Below are 17,621 nucleotides of genomic sequence, written 5' to 3'. Positions count from 1 at the left end.
TAGCTGACTAATTTAGTCGGATTGACAATCCTGATAATATGAGTCAACTTTTGTCGCAGAGGGTGTGCTGCGGACAGGTCCGTCGGTGGCCCGATTTGAAATGTAACACGGACCCCTGCAAGGATGGCCCGCCGCATTGCTGCGGTTCCGGGGAGTTCGAGGGGCTGTTTCAGGGTTTCGCGGCTGGTGCGCCTTTGGGCGCCCCGGTCAGAGGCGATGAAACGGGGCTTGTCCCCCGCGTCGGCGGGAATGGAAGGAAAGATGCGATGATGTCCGAGAAAATCGACAGCCGGGTGGCCGTTCCAGCCATTCCGCAGCACGATGCAAATGAGCTGACCGGAGAGGGTACAACGGCGCAGATCATTCTGAACGATCAGATCTACACGTTGCGCATCACGCGCGCCGGCAAGTTGATTCTGACCAAGTAAGCCCGGGTCAGCGCCCGCCTTTTTGAATGGGCGCGGTGTGGTGTTGATCAAACGGCTGCCGGGTAATCGGGCGCAGCCCACCGGGCTGAGTCACCCGGGGGTCAGGCAAACAACAGGTCGGGATGGCCTGAGCAAACCGCCGAAAATTTCGGCGGTTTTGCCGTGCCCGGCTGATGCTGAGGGGGGGGCGGCGATGTGTGGGCCTCGGGCACTGTCCGCCTGGGCTTTGCAGGGTTGGGCCTTGCAGGTTCAAGCCGTGTCACCGTATGTCGGAAAATGGGCGCCCGATGTGTGGGGATGCTGGGCAAGGCCGCCTTTGCGTGGCACACAGGGCGCATGATCCAGAAACTGGAAATGCTGATAGCCCTGGCGCGCGAGCAGCACTTTGGCCGCGCGGCTGAAAGCATTGGCGTGACGCAACCGTCACTGTCGACCGGTATCAAGCAACTTGAGGCACAGCTGGGGGTCAAGCTGGTGCTGCGCGGGTCGCGTTTCGGCGGCCTCACCCCCGAGGGGCAGCGCACCCTGGTCTGGGCGCGCCAGATCGTCGGGGATGCGCGGCGCCTGCGCGAGGAAATGCGATTTTCCCGCGAGGGGCTGTCGGGGCATCTGCGTATCGCGGTTATTCCGACGGCACTGACATGGGCATCGCGGCTGGCGTCGGGTTTTGGCGTGGCGCATCCGAACGTGAATTTCACGGTGCTGAGCCGCAATTCGGCCGATATCCTGACCATGCTGGAAAACTTCGATGTCGATGCGGGCATTTCCTATCTGGACAACGAGCCGCTTGGGCATGTGTCGCGCGCCTTTCTGTATCGCGAAACCTATGCGGTGATCTGCCGCCCTGAACATGCGCTGGCCCGGCGCGACAGGATTGCCTGGCGCGACCTGGCGGACGAGGCGCTGTGCCTGCTGACGCCCGACATGCAGAACCGGCGGATCATCAATCGCGCCTTCATGCAGGCGGGACTGGCGCCGGTGGCGCGGTTGGAATCGAATTCGACCGTCGTCCTGGCGACCCAGGTCGAACAGGCGGGCATGGTGACGGTGCTGCCGGACCACCTGGCCGCCTTTCTGGTCGCCGGGCGGGACCTGGTGATGGTGCCGGTTGAAACGGGGGAGCCGGGGCCCTCGGTCGGTCTGATCGCACCATACCAGGAGCCGCATACCCCCGTGATCGAGGCCCTGCTGACCGAAGCGGGGCGCGTGGCAGAAGGTCAATAGCCTTTGTCTATCGTTTGACGGATATTCGATATTGATTGGAGATGGAGCATGCGCCAAACCGCAGGTCTAGCCAGCGAGGGGAGGACGCCATGCACCCGCAGCCATCTGAAGAGGAGATCCGGCCCGTCGTGCAGGCGCATCTGCACCTTGAGGGGCCGTTGCTGCCGATCCTGCACGACCTTCAAGCGCGGTTCGGTTTCATCCCCGAGGCGGCGACCCGCGTGATGGCCGAGGCGCTGAACCTGAGCGTCGCGGAGGTGATCGGGGTGATCAGCTTTTACCATGATTTCCGCAAGGCGCCTGCCGGGCGGCATGTGTTGAAGCTGTGTCGGGCCGAGGCCTGCCAGTCTGTCGGATCCGACGCGCTGGCGGCGTCGCTGCTGGGCAAGCTGGGGGTGGACTGGCACGGTACCACCCCGGACGGCAGGATCACGGTCGAGCCGGTCTATTGCCTTGGCCTGTGTGCCTGCGGGCCGGCGCTGATGCTGGATGGCGTGGGGCATGGCCGGGTCGATGCACCCGGGGCCATCGCCATTCTGGAGGAGGCGGGGGTATGAAGATCTATGTTTCGCGTGACAGCGCCGCGAAAGCGGTCGGGGCCGAGCGGGTCGTTGCGGCCTTGCGGGCCGAGCTGGCGGCGCAGGGCGTCGAGGCCGAGATCATCCGCACCGGTTCGCGCGGCATGGTCTGGCTGGAGCCGCTGGTTGAGGTGGATCGCGGGCTGGGGCGCATGGCCTATGGGCCGGTCGCGCCCGGCGATGTCGCCGGGGTGCTGGAGGGATCGGCGGAAAGCCTGGGCCTGACCGAGGAGATCCCGTTTTTCGCCCGTCAGACCCGGCTGACATTTGCGCGCTGCGGCGTGACCGACCCGCTGTGCCTGCGCGACTACGAGGCGCATGGCGGCCTGGCGGGGCTGCGACGGGCCCTGGCGATGAGCGGCGATGAGATCGTCGCGGAGGTAACCGCCTCGGGGCTGCGCGGGCGCGGCGGGGCGGGTTTTCCCACGGGGATCAAGTGGAACACGGTGCGCCAGGCCGAGGCGGAGCAGAAATATATCGTCTGCAATGCGGATGAGGGCGACAGCGGCACCTTCGCCGACCGGATGATCATGGAAGGCGATCCCTTCACGCTGATCGAGGGGATGGTGATTGCGGGCCTCGGGGTCGGGGCGGGCCGGGGCTATGTCTACCTGCGCTCGGAATACCCCGATGCGATTGCGGTGATGAACGAGGCGGTGGCGCTGGCGCGTGCCGCCGGGGTGCTGGGCGCGGATGTGCTCGGATCAGGCCGGTCGTTCGACATGGAGATCCGCAGTGGCGCCGGAGCCTATGTCTGTGGCGAGGAAACCAGCCTGCTGAATTCGCTGGAGGGCAAGCGCGGGGTGGTGCGGGCGAAGCCGCCGCTGCCGGCGCTGGAAGGTTTCCTGGGGCGGCCGACCGTTGTGAACAACGTGATTTCCCTGGCGACGGTGCCGGTGATCTTCGAGAAGGGGGCGGCGTTCTATGCGGCCTTCGGATTGGGGCGGTCGAAGGGGACGATCCCGGTGCAGATCGCGGGCAACGTGGCGCGCGGCGGGCTGTTCGAGACTGCTTTCGGGATGCCTCTGGGCGCGCTGGTCGACGAGGTGGCGGGGGGCACTGCCAGCGGCAGGCCGGTGAAGGCGGTGCAGATCGGCGGCCCGCTGGGGGCGTATTTCGGGCGCGACAAGTTCGAGACGCCATTCGGGTACGAGGATTTCGACGGGCAGGGCGGGTTGATCGGCCACGCCGGGTTGGTGGTGTTTGACGAATCCGCCGACATGCTGAAGATGGCGCGGTTCGCGATGGAATTCTGCGCCGTGGAGAGTTGCGGCAAATGCACGCCCTGCCGGATCGGCGCGGTGCGCGGGGTCGAGACGATCGACCGCATCGCGGGCGGCGACGCGGCGGCGGTGACGGTGCTGAGCGACCTGTGCGAGGTGATGAAGGATGGCTCTCTCTGCGCGCTCGGGGGGTTCACGCCATATCCGGTGCTGTCGGCGTTGCGGGGCTTTCCCGAGGACTTCGCAGGCGTGCGGGAGGCGGCGGAATGAGGGGCGAGGGTGCAGGGACAGGGGGCGCTGCCCCCGTCGCAGCGGCGCTGCGACTCCCCCGGGGTATTTTCGGCCAGATGAGCGAGCCGGGCGCGATGAAACCTGGGCCGAAGCGACTTGGGCCGACGAAACTTGGGCCGACGAAACTGGGGCCGACGAAACTTGGGCCAGCGTGGGGAGGGTGTGATGGGTGAGCGCGTGACGGGACCGGCCTCTTATTTTCCGTCGATCGAGAAGGCCTATGGGCAACCGATTGAACATTGGAAGGCGATCATTCGCGAGCACCTCGACCGCAAGCACATGGAGATCGTGTCGGTGCTGAAGAGCGAGCACGGGTTGGGGCATGGGCATGCCAATGCGCTGGTGGCGCATGAGCTGGCCGAGCAGAGAAAGGCATCCGAGGCATGAAGGATTTCATCATTCCCGGGGAGGATACCGACAGGGGCACGCCCGCGAAAAGCGGCGCGCCGGTGACGCTGGTCGTGGATGGTATCGAGGTGACGGTGCCGGAGGGGACGAGCGTGATGCGGGCCGCGTCCGAGGCCGGGATCCAGGTGCCAAAGCTGTGTGCGACGGATAGCCTGGAGGCCTTTGGGTCGTGCCGCTTGTGCGTCGTGGAGATCGAGGGGAGGCGGGGGACGCCGGCCTCTTGCACCACGCCGGTCGCGGCGGGCATGGTGGTGACGACCCGCAGCGAGAAGGTTCAGAAGATCCGGCGCGGGGTGATGGAGCTGTATATTTCGGATCACCCGCTGGACTGTCTGACCTGTTCGGCCAATGGCGATTGCGAATTGCAGGACATGGCCGGCGCGGTGGGGCTGCGCGAGGTGCGCTATGGGCCGGGCGAGACCCATTTCGAGGTGCGCAGCGGGGGCGACGCGAATGCGCGCTATATCCCGAAGGACGACAGCAATCCCTATTTCACCTATGATCCGGCGAAGTGCATCGTGTGCAATCGCTGTGTGCGGGCCTGTGAAGAGGTGCAGGGGACCTTCGCGCTGACCATAGAGGGGCGGGGGTTCGACAGCCGTGTGTCGGTCGGGGCGCCGAATTTCCTGGAGAGCGACTGCGTGAGTTGCGGGGCCTGTGTGCAGGCCTGTCCGACGGCGACCTTGCAGGAAAAGAGCGTGATCGAGATCGGCACCCCGGAACGCTCGGTCATCACGACCTGTGCCTATTGCGGGGTCGGGTGTTCGTTCAAGGCCGAGCTGAGCGGTGATCAGCTGGTGCGGATGGTGCCGTGGAAGCACGGCAAGGCGAACCGGGGGCACAGCTGTGTCAAGGGGCGCTTTGCCTATGGTTACGCGATGCACCAGGATCGCATCCTGTCCCCGATGATCCGCGACAGGATCACCGACCCCTGGCGCGAGGTGAGCTGGGAGGAGGCGATGTCCTTTGCCGCCCGCAGGATGCGCGGTTTGCAAGAGCAGTACGGGAAGAATTCGATCGGCGTGATCACGTCGAGCCGCTGCACCAATGAAGAGACATATCTGGTGCAGAAACTGACGCGGGCGGTGTTTGGCAACAACAACACCGACACCTGCGCGCGGGTGTGCCATTCTCCGACCGGCTATGGCCTGGGGCAGACCTTTGGCACAAGCGCGGGGACACAGGATTTCGACAGCGTCGAGCATACGGATGTCGTGGTCGTCATCGGCGCGAACCCGACGGATGGCCATCCGGTGTTTGCCAGCCGGTTGAAGAAGCGGCTGCGGGCGGGGGCAAAGCTGATCGTGATCGACCCGCGGCGGATCGATCTGGTGCGTTCGGCCCATGTCAGCGCGGCGCATCATCTGGCCTTGCGGCCCGGCACCAATGTGGCCGTGGTCAGCGCGATGGCGCATGTGATCGTCACCGAGGGTCTGGCGGCGGAGGAGTATATCCGCGAGCGCTGCGACTGGGAGGAATACCTGGCCTACAGCGATTTCATCCGCGACCCGAGGCATTCGCCCGAGGCGACGGAGATGTTGACCGGGGTGCCTGCGGCAGAGCTGCGGGCGGCGGCGCGGGCCTTTGCGACCGGTGGCAATGGCGCGATCTACTATGGGCTGGGGGTGACGGAGCATAGCCAGGGGTCAACCACCGTCATGGGGATTGCCAATCTGGCGATGCTGACCGGCAATGTCGGGCGCAAGGGTGTCGGGGTGAACCCGCTGCGCGGGCAGAACAACGTCCAGGGGTCCTGCGACATGGGCTCGTTCCCGCATGAGCTGCCCGGATATCGCCATGTGAAGGGTGCCGAGGTGCGCGCGATTTTCGAGCAGGCCTGGGGCGTCGAGATCGACCCGGAGCCGGGTCTGCGCATCCCCAACATGCTGGACGCGGCGGTGATGGGCACGTTCAAGGGGCTTTATTGTCAGGGCGAGGATATTCTTCAGTCTGACCCCGACACCAAGCATGTCGCGGCGGGGCTGGCGGCGATGGAATGCGTCATCGTCCATGACCTATTCCTGAACGAGACGGCGAATTACGCCCATGTGTTCCTGCCGGGGTCGTCCTTCCTGGAGAAGGACGGGACGTTCACCAATGCCGAGCGTCGCATCAATCGGGTGCGTCGGGTGATGGCACCAAAGAACGGCTATGAGGATTGGGAGGTCACGCAACTGCTGGCGAATGCCATGGGCGCGAACTGGCGCTATACGCATCCGTCGCAGATCATGGCCGAGATTGCGTTGACGACGCCCAGCTTTGCGGGCGTGACCTACGAGGTGCTGGAGGAGAAAGGCAGCGTCCAGTGGCCCTGCAACGAGGCCCACCCGGATGGCACGCCCCTGATGCATGTGGACGGGTTCGTGCGTGGCAAGGGGCGGTTCATTGTCACTGAATACGTCGCAACGGATGAAAAGACCGGGCCTCGTTTCCCGCTGCTGCTGACGACGGGACGCATCCTGAGCCAGTACAACGTCGGCGCGCAGACGCGGCGCACCGAGAACGTCGCCTGGCATGACGAGGATGTGCTGGAGATCCACCCGCACGACGCCGAGGTGCGGGGCCTGAAGGATCGCGACTGGGTGCGCCTTGCCTCGCGCGCTGGCGAAACCAGCCTGCGCGCAAAGGTCACCGATCGGGTCAGCCCGGGCGTTGTCTATACCACCTTCCACCACCCGGATACTCAGGCCAACGTGATCACCACCGATTTCAGCGACTGGGCGACCAATTGCCCGGAGTTCAAGGTGACTGCGGTGCAGGTCAGCCAGTCGAACGGGCCATCCGACTGGCAAGAGGGCTATGCCGCCCATGCCGAGCGGGCGCGGCGCATCCTGCCGGCGGCAGAGTGATGCCGTCGCCGGTGATCAGCGTTGAGGGGCGCGCGATTGGCGCAGACGGGGGGCATGGCATCAACCGGGCGCTGCCCGAGGAGTGGCCCGTCGCGCTGGTCTATGACGGCTCCACGCAGGCGGTGATGATGTGCACGCCGCAGGATCTGTCGGATTTCGCGCTTGGGTTCTCGCTGACAGAGGGGTTCGTCGAGGGCGTGGGTGATATCCGCGATTTCGAGTTGGTGGAGCATGAGACCGGCAGCGAAGCGCGGTTCTGGCTGGCACCTGAGCGGGCAGAGGCGGTGGCGCGCCGTCGCCGTGCCATGGCAGGGCCGGTGGGGTGCGGTCTGTGCGGCATCGATTCGCTGAGCGAGGCGGTGCGAGCGTTGCCGCATGTGGCACCGGGCGGGCCGGAGTTCACGCGGTCGCAGATTCTGGACGCGGTGGCGGCGTTGCGCGATCAGCAGCCGCTGCATGACAGGACGCGGGCGATTCATGCCGCGGGCTTTGTCCAGCCGGGCGCCGGGCTGGTTCTGGTGCGCGAGGATGTCGGCCGGCACAACGCGCTGGACAAGCTGATCGGCGCGCTGATCGTGGCAGAGATCGATCCTGCGTCAGGTGCCTTCGTGATGACCAGCAGGTTGTCGGTCGAACTGGTGCAGAAGGCAGCGATGGTGGGCTGTCCGGCGATCATCGCGGTGTCCGCGCCGACCGCCCATGCCGTTCGCCTGGCAAAGGGGGCGGGGATCACACTGGTCGCCTTTGCCCGTGGCCAGGGGTTTGACCTGTTTTCCCACCCGGAACGGATTTTGAGCGGAGCCAGTGATGTCGCCTGAGAAAATGGTCATGATGGCCAACCAGATTGCCACGTTCTTTCGCAGTCAGCCGGGAGACGACCAGCCTGAACGGATTGCCGAACATCTGAATGATTTCTGGGCGCCCCGGATGCGGGCGCAGTTCCTGGCCCATGTCCGCGATGGGGGGCAAGGGTGCGATCCGCTGGTGGTGCGTGCGGCGGCCCATGTGCGCGCCCCCGTCGTTCGCGCCGACTGAGCGGAAACGGCGATCGTCCGCACCCCGGAAACGGTCCGGGCATATCGCGATGCAAGCGCAGGGAGCCGCGCCTGCCACCGCGGGCAGGTGATGCCAGGGGGAGGCGATAGCGTGCCGGTTCAGCTGGCGCCTGCCTTTCCCTGTGACGCATACCTTTTGCCCGGACGCGACAGCCTGGTCGCCCGGGTCTGCTGCATTTCGCCGGGGCAATCTGGCGATGCCCTTCGAACCAGGTTTGCGCGGGCTGCCCTCCCTCAGAATGTTTTGCCCGTGAAACTTGCGATAGCATATGGCAGTTCGGGCGGATTGATGGGTTACCAAAATACTCGGGATTGACTTAGCTGATCTTTTTAGTCAGAAAAGTCGGGACCACGGGAGAGACCCATGTTTTGCCAGCCCGGCCTTTGCCAGATCAAGCCACCGTTGCCGCGCGACGTCGCCCGCTGCCGGGCAGGTCGCGTCGGCAAAGCGTCGCGGGAGGTCCTGTCGTGAAGCCGGAACGCGGAGCCGAGCCTGTCGCGACGATCGCGGCCCTGCCTTTTCACGAGGTGCTGTTGATCGGGGCGCTGCGCGCGCGATGCGACGGGCCGGACGAGATGGCAATATTCGCAACGGAACTGGCCGCGCTTTACGGCGAAGGCGGCGCGGCACGCCTGCTGGACCGGCTGGATGAGTTCCTGGGGCTGACCCTGCGCCACGTCCGCCGCCCGGTGATGCGGCACGGCCAGAAATGTTCCTGTGTTGGCGCGGACGAGGCCGTGCTGGCGCATCTCGTGACGATTTCGACCAGCGGCGACCGCGAGGATGCCATGTTGATGGCCTGCCTGCTGGTGCGCGCCGATGTGGCGCCGATCGTCGTATCGCTGGCGCAGACACTTGGGCTGGAGTTGCTTCGCACTGCCCCGGTAGCGCCCCGTTTTCCCGCCATGCCGTCGGAGACATTGCACTGATGGCACGACCAGACCTGAATACTGACCCGGAAGGACCCTCCATGACACGCAAGATCTATGCCGCTGCGACAGCAATCGCTATTGCGACGACACCGGCCTATGCCGCCAACGAGGCGGTCGACCAGGCAGACGTGCTGGACACCTACGCAGACATCGCGGCAGCAGCCTACGGCGATTCCCTGACCACCGCCCAGGCGTTGCAGGCCGCGGTCGAGGCGCTGATTTCGGACCCGTCCGCAGAAACCCTGGACGCTGCGAAAGCGGCATGGAAAGAGGCCCGCGTGCCTTATCAGCAATCCGAGGTGTTTCGGTTCGGCAACCCGATCGTCGATGACTGGGAGGGCAAGGTGAACGCCTGGCCGCTGGACGAGGGGCTGATCGATTATGTCGATGGATCCTACGGCGGGGCGACGGATGAAAACCAGTATGCCGTGCTGAACGTGGTGGCCAATCCGACCTTCACGCTGTCGGGCGAAGAGGTGGACGCGAGCGAGATCACCCCTGATCTGCTGGAAAATACGTTGCAGGAAGCGGATGGTGTCGAATCAAACGTCGCAACCGGCTATCACGCCATCGAATTCTTGCTGTGGGGACAGGACCTGAACGGGACGGACAAGGGCGCTGGCGCCCGTCCCTGGACGGATTATGCCACGGGCGAGGCTTGCACCAACGACAATTGCGACCGTCGTGGCGCCTATCTGAAGGCGGCGACCGATCTGCTGGTCAGCGATCTGGAGTACATGGCAGCGCAATGGGGCGACACGGGGGACGCACGCAAGACGCTGATGGACGATCCCGACGCCGGTGTGGCGGCCATCCTGACCGGCATGGGCAGCCTGTCCTACGGCGAGCAGGCGGGCGAGCGGATGAAGCTGGGCGTTTTGCTGAACGACCCCGAGGAAGAACACGATTGCTTCTCGGACAATACCTACAACAGCCATTTCTATGACGGGCTTGGCGTGCACAATGTCTACTACGGGCAATATGTCGGTGTTGACGGTCGCGTCGTTTCGGGGGCGTCGGTGTCCGATCTGGTGGCGGCCGCCGACCCAGAGGTCGACGCGGCCCTGAAGGCCGATCTCGACAAGACGATGTTCAAGCTGATGGCGATCAAGGTCGCGGCAGAAGGTGGCTTCAGCTACGACATGATGCTGGCGCGCGGAAATGAGCAGGGCGAGGCGCTGATCATGGGCGCGGTGGATGCGCTGGTGCAGCAGACCCGCGGGATCGAACGCGCCGTTTCGGCGCTGAACCTGGATGACATCGGGTTCGAAGGTTCGGACAGCCTGGATAACCCCGACGCGGTTTTCCAGTAAGACAAAACGATCCGGGCGGCGGCGCGGTGTCGTTGCCCGGTTCCTGAACACAGCGGTCGACGCGGTATTGCAAACCGTCGACCGGGACATGACGGGAAGGACGAAAACATGATGGTATGTCACTGCATGGCGATCAGCGACCGCGATATTCGCGCCGCGGTCGACTGGATGCGCGCCTCGGATCCCGACACCATCATTACCCCCGGCAAGGTGTACCGCGCCTTGGGCAAGAAGGCCGAATGTGGCGGCTGTCTGCCAGTTTTCATGGACACCATGCGTCAATGCGATAGTTTCGAAGTACCGGAAATTCTGCGCGGCCTACGTCGCGCGACGGGAAAGGAGACATTGGATGAAAGGCGACGCAAAGGTCATTGAGTACCTCAACGCAGCGCTGCGGAGCGAGCTGACGGCGGTCAATCAATACTGGCTGCACTATCGGCTTCAGGAAGACTGGGGATACGGCAAGATCGCAGCGAAGTCGCGGGCAGAGAGCATCGAAGAGATGCACCATGCCGACAAGCTCGTCGTGCGAATCATCTTCCTCGAAGGGCACCCGAACCTGCAAAAGCTGGACAGCCTGCGGATCGGTCAGACATTGAAAGAAACGCTCGAGGCGGATCTGGCGGCCGAGCATGAGGCCCGCAGCCTGTACAAGGAAGCGCGCGAGCATTGCGAAAAGGTTGGCGATTACGTCACCAAGAACCTGTTCGAAGAGCTGATGGCGGATGAAGAGGGTCACATCGACTATCTTGAAACGCAGATCGACCTGTTCGAGACGCTGGGCGCCGAGAAATACGGCCTGCTCAACGCCACGTCGGCGGACCAGGCCGAATAGGTCGCGGTTGCCTTGTCTGTCGGGCCGCAAGGGTGGCCTGACAGAAAGCCGCAGCGGGTTGGCGATAATTCCGATTGAATTGCTAGGGTACAAGTGGCAGTCCGGCAGCACCGGAGATACGCCAATATGATTATTCGACATGCCCGCCCTGACATGGCCCCAGTTCTCGCTGAGCTTGTCCCTGTTGGCCGCGTTGCCTTTGTCCGCACCATATCCGTCTTTGCCGTCGCGGTCTGCATGGCATCCGGGCCGGCACTGGGGCGCGACATCACCGCACCTTTCCTCGACACCGTTCCGCGCAGCACGAAAGAACAGAAGCGGATCGAGGGCGCGGTCGCGCCGACAACCGATTTCACCGCGCCTGAACGATTTGAAACCAATCCCGGTGGCGCCGCGACCACGCGCGCGCGCACTGACGCGGACGCTTTTTCGCAAAGCTCGGCCAATATTTCGTTCGAACGGGAGCTGGATTTCAAGGTCGGCAACGGTTTGTTCAAGAAACTCTGGGTCTCTTCGCCGTCTTCGACATTGGCCTCCGATGGGCTGGGTCCGCTTTACAATGCACGGTCCTGCCAGCGGTGCCACCTCAAGGATGGTCGGGGCCATGTTCCCGAAGGCCCGGACGACGATGCCGTTTCGATGTTCCTGCGCATCTCGGTTCCGGCTGACGAAACCGAACCGATGAGCGAGATCGAGGCGTTCCTGCTCTCTGCCGGACAGGGCGGCGCGCGGACGCGGCCCGATCCCGTGTATGGCGGTCAATTGCAGGATTTCGGCGTTGCGGGCCAGGTAGCGGAATACAAGCTGGGCGTCGACTGGGAGGAGGTCCCGGTCGAGATGGCGGGCGGCGAGACCGCAACCCTGCGCAAGCCGACCTGGCGCGCCGACGATCTGGGCTATGGGCCGCTGGCGCCGGGGGCGATGCTGAGCCCACGGGTTGCGCCACAGATGATCGGACTGGGCCTGCTTGAGGCGATCCCCGCGCAGGACATCCTGGCCCATGCCGACCCAGACGATGCGGATGGCGACGGCATTTCCGGCAAGCCGCAGATTGTCTGGTCGTTCGAACATGACCGCCCCTTGCTGGGCCGCTTTGGCTACAAGGCAGGTGCCCCGACGATCCGAGAGCAGTCCGCCGCGGCATTTTCCGGCGATATCGGTATCTCGACCCCGATCTTTGGCGATCCTTGGGGGGATTGTACCGAAGCCGAGACCGCGTGCCGCAGCGCACCGCATGGCGACGGTGACGCGCGCGGCACCGAGATCGACAGCGAAGGCCTGGAACTGGTCACCTTCTACAGCCGCAACCTGGCTGTTCCCGAACGCCGCCAGGTTGGCGCGCCGGATGTCCTGCGCGGCAAGCAGGTGTTCTATGAGGCCAATTGCACGGCCTGCCACATTCCCAAATTCGTGACCGCGCGGCTGAAGGACCAGCCCGAGCAGAGCTTTCAGCTGATCTGGCCCTACACGGATCTGCTGTTGCACGACATGGGCGAGGGTCTGGCCGACAACCGCCCCGAAGGGCGCGCAACGGGGCAGGAGTGGCGTACCGCGCCGTTGTGGGGTATCGGTCTGGCACGGCAGGTCAGCGGCAACAGCAGCTATCTGCACGACGGTCGTGCCCGGTCGTTGCTGGAGGCCGTTCTGTGGCACGGCGGCGAAGCCCAGGCGGCACGCGATCATGTCGTCGGTCTGCCCCCCGAAGACCGCGCCGCCCTTGTCACCTACCTGGAGAGCCTTTGATGCGTCCGACGACCCTGACTGCCCGTTTTCTGTCCGCCGCATGTCTGAGCGCCGGTCTGACATGGGCGGCTTTGCCTGCCCATGCCGGGCTGGACGAGGTGATCGAGCTGCATATCCTGCCGGGCACCGCCGATTTTGCCGATGCGACCCGCCGGTTGTCGGATGCGGCCAGTGCGGATTGTCGGCCTGACGCGGTGCAATCGCCCTATAACGCCGCCTTCGATGCCTGGATGGAAATTTCGCATCTGCGCTTTGGCCCCCTGGAAAAGAATGGGCGGATCAACGCCATCGCCTTCTGGCCGGATGCCAAGGGTTTTATCGGGCGCAGCCTTGGCGGCCTGATTGCCGATCAGGACCCGATTGTGAACCACCCGCAGGATTTCGGCGACGTCTCGGTCGCGGCACGCGGCCTGTTCGCGCTGGAAATGCTGCTCTATGATCCGCAATATGCCGATTACGACGCTGACAGCTATACCTGCCGGCTGGTGCAGGCGATCAGTGTTGATCTGGCGCGCATGGCGGACGGCATCGACGCCGATTGGCGCACGACACAGGCCCCCGAGATGCGCAGCGCGGGGCAGGACGGCAACACCACCTATCTGTCCCGCGACGAGGTTACGCAGGCGCTCTACACGGCGCTGCTGGCAGGGTTGGAATTCACCGCCGATCAGCGCATAGGTCGCCCGCTTGGTACATTTGATCGACCCCGTCCGGCCCGGGCGGAGGCACGGCGCAGCGACCGGTCCTTGCGCAACGTCGTCCTGTCCCTTGAGGCGCTGCGCGATCTCAGCGGCGCATTGGCCGATGTTGCGATTCCCGTCACCGAAGCGGCCTTCGACACGGCCCTGGCCGAGGCCGGGGAGCTGAACGATCCGGTCTTCGCCGGCGTCGGCGACCCGACGGGACGCCTGAAGGTCGAGATCGTGCAGCAACGCATCCAAGCGGTGCGACGCGCGGTCGAGGGGGAAATCGGTGCAGCGCTTGGTGTGACTGCGGGGTTCAATTCGGCAGACGGAGACTGAGGGATGACAACACGACGTGGATTTCTTGCTGCGATGATGGCCAGTGCCGTCGTGCCCTCGCTCAGCTGGGCCGACGCCGGCAATCCGAGTTTCCTGGCGGCCGCGAAAGAAGCCGATGGGGGCTATGCCCTGTTCGGATTGGACGGTGAGGGCGCGGATCTGTTTCGCGTGGGGTTGCCGGCGCGGGGCCACGCGGGGGTCGCGCACCCCCATGCGCCCGAAGCCGTTGCCTTTGCCCGCCGGCCGGGTACCTTCGCGTTGGTGATCGATTGCGTCAGCGGCAAGGTAATCAAGGAACTGCACTCTCCCAAGGGTCGGCATTTTTACGGGCATGGCACCTTCGTGGCCGACGGCGATATCCTGTGCACTGCGGAAAACGACTTCGATACGGTCAACGGTGTGATCGGCCTGTGGTCACGCTCCGAAGGGTATCGGCGCGTTGGTGAAATCCCATCTCATGGCCTGGGCCCGCACGAAATTCTGACACTAACGGATGACCTGCTGGTAATTGCGAATGGCGGTATTGAAACGCATCCCGACCATGGTCGCGACAAGCTGAACATCCCGACGATGCAACCGAGCCTGACCTATGTGACGCCCGATGGCGTCTTGCGCGACAAGGTCGAACTGCCGCCGGAACTGCACAAGAATTCGATCCGTCACATCGCCGCGCGGGACGATGGGCTGGTCGGGTTCGCGATGCAGTGGCAGGGAGAGCCGAGCGACGCGGTGCCGTTGCTGGGGCTGCACCGGCTGGGCGCTGGCCCGGCCCGACTGGCACAGGCCGATCTGGGGGAACAACTCGCGATGCAGGGATACGCGGGCAGCGTGGCATTTTCCGGCGATGATGCGCATGTGGGAATCACGTCACCCGTGGGCGGTCGGCTGCATATCTTTTCCGCCGAGGGCGACCTGGGCACCGTGCACAGGCGCGCCGACATCTGTGGCCTTGCGCGCGGGCCCCGCGGGTTCATGGCCACGGATGGGCAGGGCGGCATCTGGCATGCCGACAGCGAGACCTTCTCGCCCCTGCACCGCGCGTCGCGCAACTGGGATAATCATGTCGTCGCGCTCTGATGGCGGCACGCTGACACGCGGCGCGCCATGTCCCTGCGCGTAACAGGTCCCCAGAATGCGAAACGGGCGCGATGGCCTTCGCGCCCGTCATGTTTTTCTCCGGAGTCTGGTTTTTCTCTGGGGTCTGGTTTTTCTTTGGGGTCTGGCCGCCCATCGATGGCGGTATCTGCAACATGCGTTGCATCATGAACTTGCCGGCCGGGCCAACCCATACAGCGCCTGGTCCAGTATCTTGTCGGAAAACACCGCAGGGTCATGGCCTTCGCCGTCATTGGCGCCTTCCTCCAGATGCCAGGACAGCATCCAGTTGATCGAGCCGAAGAAGTAGCCCGTTGCAGCCCTCGGGTCGAGCCGCCGCAGATTGCCGTCCTCCATTGCACCATCCAGAAGACCCTGCATGTAGTCGTGCAGCGCATCTCGTCGCGCCAGCAACGCGGTCTGCATGTTCTGCGGCAAGGCACGGATATTCGCCGTTGTCGTGAACGCACCGGATTGCTCGATCGCCAGCTGCGTGAACCGGCGATAGTAGAGGCAGAACCGTTCATAGTCGCTGCCGTCCATTTCTTCGGCCTCGGCGCGTGCCTGCTCACCACAGGCAAAGCTGACCTGGAGACAATCGTACAGCAACTCCTCCTTGTTGCGGAAGTAGTAATACAGCGCGGTCTTGGTCACGCCGATACGATCCGCAATCTCGTCAAGCGATGTTGCGTGATAGCCTTTTTCGTTGAACAGACGCGAGGCGACCCGCAGGGCCGCACGTCGCTTCTGCTCACGTATCTGTTGTCGTGTGGCGACTTCGCCATTCCAGTTGACCATTTTTTCCTCAACCATTTCTCGTGTGCATCACCGCCTTTCGGCGGCCGATCCGGGCGTGTGTCAAAGGTGCCGGACCTGTTTCGCGTTGGAGAATAAACCGCCCCTCGGGGGCTTTTGTTCCGGTTATGCCCTGCCGGCCCCGGCCACCGGAGAGGCGCGAGGCCCCCCTTTGGCATAGCGGCCTGCCGCCAAAACGGGGCATTTATATGGTTGATTTGTTTGCATAAAGTTAAATGCAGGCGAGAATCCGCTTTCGTCCCGGATCGCCTCGGGGATCAAGGGCGCAGGCACTTGCAAATGTGCCCCTTTTCGCGCGGCTCCCAAGCATTTTACCGTCAGATCAGGGCGTGCTTTCGACCTGCGGGACACCGTCTGAACCGAACGATCAGATATTAAACCACCCGGTCCAGCTGCTGATCGAACCGTATGCCCAGTCAAGGCGTCCGACCCCTCGGGATGTAAATCTGCGCCAAGCGTCGGGGCCAGGGATCTGTCTTTCCGACGTCGGTATCGTGGCGGTATCGAAACGGTCCCGCTGCGGTGTCCCCGCGCCACCGGCGATCTTCCCTTTCGGAGGTTTCCCTGTTGGAAATATCCCGGGGTGAATGCCGCCCCCGGCGGCAGAGGGGCAGCGCCCCTCCGCCCGGCATGCCCCAGGCGATCCCTCTGATCTGCTATCCCTGATGAGCGATCATCAACGCCGTTGCCAGCCCAGCTGTCCGGCCAGGCGATCCTGTGCTGCCAGGAACTCCCGCTCGAGCCGTGCAACCAGCTCTGCCGTGGGCAGCACGTCCTCGACGGCACCGATGCCCTGGCCGGACCCCCAGATCTCCTTCCAGCTTTTCGGCTTGGCACCGCCGAAATCCATCTTCGACGGGTCGGACCGCTCCAGTGTTTCGGGGTCCATTCCGGCGGCGGCGATCGAGGGTTTCAGGTAGTTGCCCCAGACACCGGTGAACAGGTCGGAGTAGACGATATCGGAGGCATCGCTGTCGACGATCATGCGTTTGTAGGCGTCCTGGGCGTTGGCCTCTTCGGTCGCGATGAAGGCGGAACCGGCGTAGCCGCCATCGGCCCCCATGGCGAGGGCTGCCAGCAGGGAGTCGCCGCGCGCGATGGCCCCTGACAGGTACAGCGGGCCGTCGAACCAGCTGCGGATTTCCTGCACCAGGGCAAAGGGAGACAACGCCCCTGCGTGACCACCGGCACCGGCCGCGACTGCGATCAGCCCATCCGCGCCCTTTTCGATCGCCTTGTGCGCAAAGCGGTTGTTGATCACATCGTGCAGGACGATCCCGCCGGAGGCGTGGGCGGCGTCGTTCACGTCGGTACGTGCGCCCAGCGAGGTGATCCAGATCGGTACCTCGTGGCGGGCGCAGATCTCGATATCGCGTTCGATCCTGGGGTTCGAGCGGTGAACAATCTGGTTGACTGCGTAGGGCGCGGCGGGAGTGTCGGGATTGGCCTGGTTGTGGCGGTCGAGCTCTTCGCGGATGCGGGTCAGCCAGAGGTCGAGCTGGATTGGATCGCCGTCGCTTTCACGGGCATTGAGGGCGGGAAAGCTGCCGACGATGCCCGCCTTGCACTGTGCGATGACCAGGTCCGGGTTGGAGATGATGAAGAGCGGGCTGCCGATGAGGGGCAGTCGAAGGTTTTGCAAGTGTGGTGGTAGAGCCATGTGGATCCTCCCAAATCCGGCCGCGCGCGGCGTGTGCTGTTGCCCCGAGGTGTGGCATGGGAGGTCGCAGCTGTCATCCGTGTCGCTGCGTCAGAAACAGGCGGGGGGGGCTGTCTGCCCCCCGAAAGGCCGCCTGGGCGGCCTTTGC

Annotated in this window: 17 protein-coding genes; 15 read left to right on the top strand and 2 right to left on the bottom strand. The window is 64.4% G+C overall.

Annotated elements, in window-relative coordinates; translation table 11 throughout:
* The first annotated feature begins 266 nt into the window (after nucleotides 1–266).
* From hemP to DL237_RS10490, 15 genes are all read left to right on the top strand, one after another.
* Nucleotides 267–428: a hemin uptake protein HemP gene (hemP, locus tag DL237_RS10560; RefSeq protein ID WP_119399037.1), complete on the top strand. Its 162-nt coding sequence runs from the start codon at nucleotides 267–269 to the stop codon at nucleotides 426–428.
* Between the two features lie 336 nt (nucleotides 429–764).
* A complete protein-coding gene (locus DL237_RS10555) occupies nucleotides 765–1,652 on the top strand; it encodes a LysR family transcriptional regulator (protein WP_119399153.1) in 888 nt (295 codons plus the stop codon).
* A gap of 89 nt (nucleotides 1,653–1,741) precedes the next feature.
* Nucleotides 1,742–2,209 carry a formate dehydrogenase subunit gamma gene (locus DL237_RS10550; RefSeq protein ID WP_119399036.1) on the top strand — a complete coding sequence of 156 codons (468 nt, stop codon included), beginning with the start codon at nucleotides 1,742–1,744 and terminating at the stop codon, nucleotides 2,207–2,209.
* A complete protein-coding gene (locus DL237_RS10545) occupies nucleotides 2,206–3,723 on the top strand; it encodes a formate dehydrogenase beta subunit (RefSeq protein WP_119399035.1) in 1,518 nt (505 codons plus the stop codon). The genes DL237_RS10550 and DL237_RS10545 overlap by 4 nt, the downstream gene beginning before the upstream one ends.
* 186 nt (nucleotides 3,724–3,909) lie before the next feature.
* Entirely contained in the window at nucleotides 3,910–4,131 is a 222-nt protein-coding gene (locus DL237_RS10540; RefSeq protein ID WP_119399034.1) for a DUF4287 domain-containing protein, read from the top strand.
* Nucleotides 4,128–7,001: a formate dehydrogenase subunit alpha gene (gene fdhF, locus DL237_RS10535; RefSeq protein WP_119399033.1), complete on the top strand. Its 2,874-nt coding sequence runs from the start codon at nucleotides 4,128–4,130 to the stop codon at nucleotides 6,999–7,001. The genes DL237_RS10540 and fdhF overlap by 4 nt, the downstream gene beginning before the upstream one ends.
* Nucleotides 7,001–7,819: a formate dehydrogenase accessory sulfurtransferase FdhD gene (gene fdhD / locus DL237_RS10530; RefSeq protein ID WP_119399032.1), complete on the top strand. Its 819-nt coding sequence runs from the start codon at nucleotides 7,001–7,003 to the stop codon at nucleotides 7,817–7,819. The genes fdhF and fdhD overlap by 1 nt, the downstream gene beginning before the upstream one ends.
* Nucleotides 7,809–8,036, top strand: a complete 228-nt coding sequence (locus tag DL237_RS10525) for a formate dehydrogenase subunit delta (RefSeq protein ID WP_119399031.1) — start codon at nucleotides 7,809–7,811, stop codon at nucleotides 8,034–8,036. Before fdhD ends, DL237_RS10525 begins: the two co-directional genes overlap by 11 nt.
* Before the next feature lie 488 nt (nucleotides 8,037–8,524).
* Nucleotides 8,525–8,986: a hypothetical protein gene (locus DL237_RS10520; RefSeq protein WP_119399030.1), complete on the top strand. Its 462-nt coding sequence runs from the start codon at nucleotides 8,525–8,527 to the stop codon at nucleotides 8,984–8,986.
* A gap of 41 nt (nucleotides 8,987–9,027) precedes the next feature.
* On the top strand, nucleotides 9,028–10,302 hold the full coding sequence (locus DL237_RS10515) for an imelysin family protein (RefSeq protein WP_119399029.1): 1,275 nt from the start codon (nucleotides 9,028–9,030) through the stop codon (nucleotides 10,300–10,302).
* A gap of 108 nt (nucleotides 10,303–10,410) precedes the next feature.
* A complete protein-coding gene (locus tag DL237_RS10510) occupies nucleotides 10,411–10,677 on the top strand; it encodes a (2Fe-2S)-binding protein (RefSeq protein ID WP_119399028.1) in 267 nt (88 codons plus the stop codon).
* Entirely contained in the window at nucleotides 10,652–11,137 is a 486-nt protein-coding gene (bfr, locus tag DL237_RS10505; protein ID WP_119399027.1) for a bacterioferritin, read from the top strand. The genes DL237_RS10510 and bfr overlap by 26 nt, the downstream gene beginning before the upstream one ends.
* Nucleotides 11,138–11,374: 237 nt before the next feature.
* Nucleotides 11,375–12,880, top strand: coding sequence for a di-heme oxidoreductase family protein (locus tag DL237_RS10500; protein WP_119399152.1), 1,506 nt, complete (start codon nucleotides 11,375–11,377; stop codon nucleotides 12,878–12,880).
* Nucleotides 12,880–13,902 (top strand): imelysin family protein, encoded by a 1,023-nt coding sequence (locus tag DL237_RS10495; protein WP_119399026.1) that lies wholly within the window; start codon nucleotides 12,880–12,882, stop codon nucleotides 13,900–13,902. The genes DL237_RS10500 and DL237_RS10495 overlap by 1 nt, the downstream gene beginning before the upstream one ends.
* Before the next feature lie 3 nt (nucleotides 13,903–13,905).
* Nucleotides 13,906–14,979 (top strand): DUF1513 domain-containing protein, encoded by a 1,074-nt coding sequence (locus DL237_RS10490; RefSeq protein ID WP_119399025.1) that lies wholly within the window; start codon nucleotides 13,906–13,908, stop codon nucleotides 14,977–14,979.
* Nucleotides 14,980–15,162: 183 nt separating this feature from the next.
* Here DL237_RS10490 and DL237_RS10485 read toward each other — a convergent pair whose 3' ends face one another.
* Both DL237_RS10485 and DL237_RS10480 read right to left on the bottom strand, forming a co-directional pair.
* A complete protein-coding gene (locus DL237_RS10485) occupies nucleotides 15,163–15,810 on the bottom strand; it encodes a TetR/AcrR family transcriptional regulator (protein WP_119399024.1) in 648 nt (215 codons plus the stop codon).
* A gap of 679 nt (nucleotides 15,811–16,489) precedes the next feature.
* Nucleotides 16,490–17,473 (bottom strand): NAD(P)H-dependent flavin oxidoreductase, encoded by a 984-nt coding sequence (locus DL237_RS10480; protein ID WP_119399023.1) that lies wholly within the window; start codon nucleotides 17,471–17,473, stop codon nucleotides 16,490–16,492.
* Between the last annotated feature and the right edge of the window lie 148 nt (nucleotides 17,474–17,621).

It is taken from the genome of Pseudooceanicola sediminis (assembly GCF_003575965.1).
Lineage (GTDB): Bacteria > Pseudomonadota > Alphaproteobacteria > Rhodobacterales > Rhodobacteraceae > Pseudooceanicola > Pseudooceanicola sediminis.
The sequence above is the reverse complement of the archived record's forward strand: the minus strand, read 5'-3'. Positions and strand labels throughout refer to the sequence as shown.